The organism is Marinobacter sp. L-80 (assembly GCF_056859395.1).
In genome coordinates, this window is record NZ_JBSXOI010000001.1 from 1 (window position 1) to 3,871 (window position 3,871).

Annotated in this window: 7 protein-coding genes; 6 read left to right on the forward strand and 1 reads right to left on the reverse strand. The window is 55.4% G+C overall.

The genetic code is table 11. The features are described from left to right. Positions 1-176: 176 nt before the first annotated feature. Entirely contained in the window at positions 177-308 is a 132-nt protein-coding gene (locus AC13E3_RS00005) for a hypothetical protein (protein WP_263645069.1), read from the reverse strand. Positions 309-578: 270 nt separating this feature from the next. On the opposite strand from AC13E3_RS00005, the gene AC13E3_RS00010 reads away from it, so the two are divergent. From AC13E3_RS00010 to AC13E3_RS00035, 6 genes are all read left to right on the forward strand, one after another. Further along, on the forward strand, positions 579-962 hold the full coding sequence (locus AC13E3_RS00010; RefSeq protein ID WP_008173725.1) for a hypothetical protein: 384 nt from the start codon (positions 579-581) through the stop codon (positions 960-962). A 111-nt stretch (positions 963-1,073) separates the two neighbouring features. Beyond that, positions 1,074-1,358 (forward strand): hypothetical protein, encoded by a 285-nt coding sequence (locus AC13E3_RS00015; protein WP_008173724.1) that lies wholly within the window; start codon positions 1,074-1,076, stop codon positions 1,356-1,358. A gap of 99 nt (positions 1,359-1,457) precedes the next feature. Continuing rightward, positions 1,458-1,967: a DUF411 domain-containing protein gene (locus tag AC13E3_RS00020; RefSeq protein ID WP_008173723.1), complete on the forward strand. Its 510-nt coding sequence runs from the start codon at positions 1,458-1,460 to the stop codon at positions 1,965-1,967. 10 nt (positions 1,968-1,977) lie between these two features. Next, the gene (locus AC13E3_RS00025) at positions 1,978-2,832 is read left to right on the forward strand and encodes a beta propeller repeat protein (protein ID WP_053112803.1); all 855 of its coding nucleotides are present in this window, start codon (positions 1,978-1,980) and stop codon (positions 2,830-2,832) included. After that, complete coding sequence (locus AC13E3_RS00030; protein ID WP_482901549.1) at positions 2,825-3,262, forward strand: c-type cytochrome; 438 nt, start codon at positions 2,825-2,827, stop codon at positions 3,260-3,262. Before AC13E3_RS00025 ends, AC13E3_RS00030 begins: the two co-directional genes overlap by 8 nt. A 69-nt stretch (positions 3,263-3,331) precedes the next feature. Continuing rightward, on the forward strand, positions 3,332-3,808 hold the full coding sequence (locus AC13E3_RS00035) for a hypothetical protein (RefSeq protein WP_008173720.1): 477 nt from the start codon (positions 3,332-3,334) through the stop codon (positions 3,806-3,808). Positions 3,809-3,871 lie beyond the last annotated feature (63 nt).

Sequence of the window (3,871 nt, forward strand, 5' to 3'; positions counted from 1 at the left end):
AAACGCTGGAAGCGGATCAAGGGGTTCAACCAACTGAAGCTGGTCGTGGACAACGTGCAGTTTCAGGATGGAATACCGGTGGAGGATCAATCTGACAGGAGCGCTGCCTGATGGTCATACACCAGATTTGACAATAACTCGTGCAAAGCTAAGCGCTACCAGTCTCCTTGGTCTGCTCAACCGTTGTCACCGAGCCCGAATATCACCAGCTGTTCCCAGCCAAAGGTGAGTCCCGCGATGACCCCGAAGGCGCCAAACAACCACCAACGCCGTGGCCCTGTCAGCAAACCCACCGGTCCTCCTCTCATTATCGTCCCTCATTTTTACCGTGGTTGTTGGTTGCTCATTTCCACCGCTTATGCGGTAAACAGTTGCAGTTGAGCATTTTTGAGAAAATAACGTTGAAGCACGGTTTAAGGTCAAGACTTTTGTCAGAATGGTCAAAGTGAATTCACCTTGAGCCTTTGGATATCGATGGCGTTGTGTCATTGAAATAAAAACTGCTAGGATTTGGTGAACTAAAAGTCGAGCTGTGTGTCACAGCGTTGAACCTTTACAGCTTGGTGCTTGGAATCAGGATGACCGCAACAACCCGCCAATTTATTTCCGCGCTGCTATCACTGCTTCTGGTGATAAGCGGACCGGCATTGGCTATGTCCAAAATAGCGGACAGCGACGCGGACACTGCGATGCCGGATTGTGGTTCCATGATGATGGCTCAGGCTGAGAGCGCCGGCTCCTCAACAGACACTGAAGCGGATTGTGCCTCAGCCCCTGACATGGCCTGCCCGAGCGCCAGTGGGCTGATCAAATGCGGGGTCAGCGTCAGCGTTGCCCTGTTACCGGGGGATTCCATCGGTTTTACCGATACGGGCTCCCACCCGGTATTGACCGCACGATCAACCTTCTACCAGGATCCGTTCCTGGCTTCTATTACGCCCCCTCCAGAACACCACTCCTGAGTTTTAACCCGGATTTTTGCCTCTAGGAGGCAAGCTCTTTAACGTTAATTCTTACAACAAAGTCTCGTACTTCCGTCCATCCGTAACGAGACTTTAACTGGAGTAAATCAAATGCGTAATTCAAAAATCAACCTCACCGTAACCGCCGCCGTTCTGGCAGGCAGTGTTGCCCTCTTCTCTGCCGTTGCCCACGGCGAAGGAGCCGGCATGATGGCCGGACATTCCGAGCAAAATGGCATGATGTCCTCGCAAGGCATGGAGGGTATGGGCGGCATGATGGGGATGATGTCCGATATGTCCCCAGAAGACCGCAAAGCCATGACCGAAGCGTGCATGAAGATGATGCAGGCTCATGGTGGCGATGGCATGAAAGACAAAGACACCGGCACCAAATAACCATTTGGACACCCTCATGAACTGAAGCTATGGGCCGGGGACGCATGTGCATCCCCGCGCCCTGCACTACATGTAAGCGATTCCAACCGAGGATTTTCCATGAAGACCATGAAACTCGCCCTTTATACGGGTATAGCCGCTGTCGTTATCGGCGCTGGCACCACCTTGGCCATCCAGACCAACGAATCTGACCAGTCATCGGTTGCGCAAGCCGAGAGTGGAAAGACAGGTCAGGCCATCACCATTTACAAAAGCCCCAATTGCGGTTGCTGCCAGGACTGGGCCGAGCACCTCGCGGCCAATGGCTTTGAGACCCGCATCGTTGAAACCAACAACCTTAATGAAATCAAGCAAAAGTACGACGTACCCCGAGATATGGCGTCCTGCCACACTGCGCTGATCGGAAACCTGGTGATTGAGGGCCATGTGCCGGCCAATGACATCGTCGCCTACCTTGAGGACCCGCAGTTCAATACGATTGGGCTATCAGTGCCGGGCATGCCCCATGGCACCCCCGGCATGGAAACCGGCCGGAAGGACGATTATCAGGTCATCGCTTTTAACGCCAATGGCAAGCAGGGTGTTTTCCGTGAACACAAGGATTACTGAGGTCAGCCCCATGAAAGCGAAGGTTTACCGCCTGAATTCTGGCGTTTCCAGGCTTTTCCTGTTCGCGTTGATTGCCGTCATGCCGGGTCTGGTTCAAGCCCAGTCTGCGACTGATGGCCAAGCAGTGAAGGCGCTGACGACTGACGCCTCCGGCGCCCTACTGGTGCTTCGGAATAGCGGCCTGCTTGCCGTGGAAGGCCAGAGCACTACCGAGATCCCGCTGCCACCGTCCGATTCCGGCGCTCCCCCTCGGTCCATGGCAAAGGGCGCGGACGAAAGTCTGTACCTGGCAGGGCCTGGCCTTGGTATCTGGCGCTATGACAACGCCAGCAAGCGCTGGCAATCCCTCAATGACACCCTGCCGGATCTCGGAATCACGGCGATTGCCGCCCACGCCACCCAAGCCGAAACGCTTTACGTCTATCTCGGTGAAAGTGGCATGTTCCGATCCAGGGACGGCGGTGCCGAATGGGTGAAGGTAGACAGTGGCCCCCGGGAGCCGGTGCAGGCATTCCTGCACTCGGATATGCCGGGCAGTATGGAAAGTGGCTGGCTGTTCGCTGGCACCACCCGCGGCGTTGCCCGCTCCATGGACTGTTTCTGCTTCTGGGGCGATGCCGGCGAATTACGAGGGACTGTGACTGCTATTGATTACGATCCTTCTGCCCCGGAGAACGTCTACGCCGTGATCGAGGGGCAACTTCACCACAGTTCGGACGGTGGCGAAAGCTGGGCTGGCCTTAAGATACCCGAGCCAGTCACCGCTCTGACATTCTCACTCAAGGAAGGACTCGTGGTGGGCACAGAGGATGGAGATCTGCTTTCGCAGAACGCCTCTGGCGAATGGGTACCTGTTCATGAATAAGTGGTCTTTCCCGCTGGTCTTGCTCGTTGCCCCGGCCCTTGTGGTGGCGGGGGGCGCGCCACCAAACAGTGACAGTGGGCCGACCGAGGTGGCCGAGGGTCGCCAGATTTACGAGCAATACTGCGCCGCCTGCCACGGATGGCAGGGCGAGGGTGCTGCCGACTGGACCAAACCGGATGAGAAAGGCGAAATGCCCCCGCCACCGCACGATGAGACAGGCCACACCTGGCGCCACAGCGATGCCATGTTGTTGAGGATGATTGCCGAGGGCTGGCGACATCCCTTCAATAAAACGGATAGGCTGACGATGCCGGCGTTCAAGGACATCCTCACCGACCAGGAAATTCAGTTGGTGATCGAGTACCTGAAAACGCTATGGACGGAAGACCAGCGCCGTTATCAACGGAGCGAAAGTCAGGACGTTAATTAGGCTGAGGGTCCTTCCTGATTTCTCACGGACACCAGACAACACTCACGCTAGATCTCGGGTAACTCGAAAATGTCGTTGAATCAGCACTTCAAGAAATGGTCATGGTTATTCGGTATCGCCGGTTTCAGTCTGATGGTCGCTGCAATTTTCGTGCTGCCGCAGTACCTGAAGCCAGATCTGGATGCCGGTGTCACTTTTTACGCCACCGAGGGATGCGCACCTTTCAAGGGTCAGTGTATCGGGCGAAAGGACAATCAAGCCATCACAGTCGGTTTAGGTAATGAAGCCATCGAATCTATGACAGAAATTCCCATTCGTGTGCATCTCGCTAACATGACAGCAGACTCCCTAATCGTCGATTTTGAAGGGCTTGAAATGTACATGGGCGTGGTCCGCACCCAGCTGGTACCGAATGCCCAGGGCGTCTACCAGGGAACCTTTACCCTGCCGGAGTGCGGTACAGGCAAAATGCTATGGCGGGCACGGGCCATTATCAATAACGGCAGGTCCAGGGAAGGCATCAAATTCGATTTCTGGGCAATTTGACAGACTCACCGAACTTGGAGGGCTAAATGCCTGATCTTGCAACTTGGGGAATTGCCGCCGCGT

What these genes read in the sequence shown, in the direction of transcription:
- AC13E3_RS00005 (WP_263645069.1), bottom strand. Translation starts at nt 308, where the DNA reads ATGAGAGGAGGACCGGTGGGTTTGCTGACAGGGCCACGGCGTTGGTGG.
- AC13E3_RS00010 (WP_008173725.1), top strand. Translation starts at nt 579, where the DNA reads ATGACCGCAACAACCCGCCAATTTATTTCCGCGCTGCTATCACTGCTT.
- AC13E3_RS00015 (WP_008173724.1), top strand. Translation starts at nt 1,074, where the DNA reads ATGCGTAATTCAAAAATCAACCTCACCGTAACCGCCGCCGTTCTGGCA.
- AC13E3_RS00020 (WP_008173723.1), top strand. Translation starts at nt 1,458, where the DNA reads ATGAAGACCATGAAACTCGCCCTTTATACGGGTATAGCCGCTGTCGTT.
- AC13E3_RS00025 (WP_053112803.1), top strand. Translation starts at nt 1,978, where the DNA reads ATGAAAGCGAAGGTTTACCGCCTGAATTCTGGCGTTTCCAGGCTTTTC.
- AC13E3_RS00030 (WP_482901549.1), top strand. Translation starts at nt 2,825, where the DNA reads ATGAATAAGTGGTCTTTCCCGCTGGTCTTGCTCGTTGCCCCGGCCCTT.
- AC13E3_RS00035 (WP_008173720.1), top strand. Translation starts at nt 3,332, where the DNA reads ATGTCGTTGAATCAGCACTTCAAGAAATGGTCATGGTTATTCGGTATC.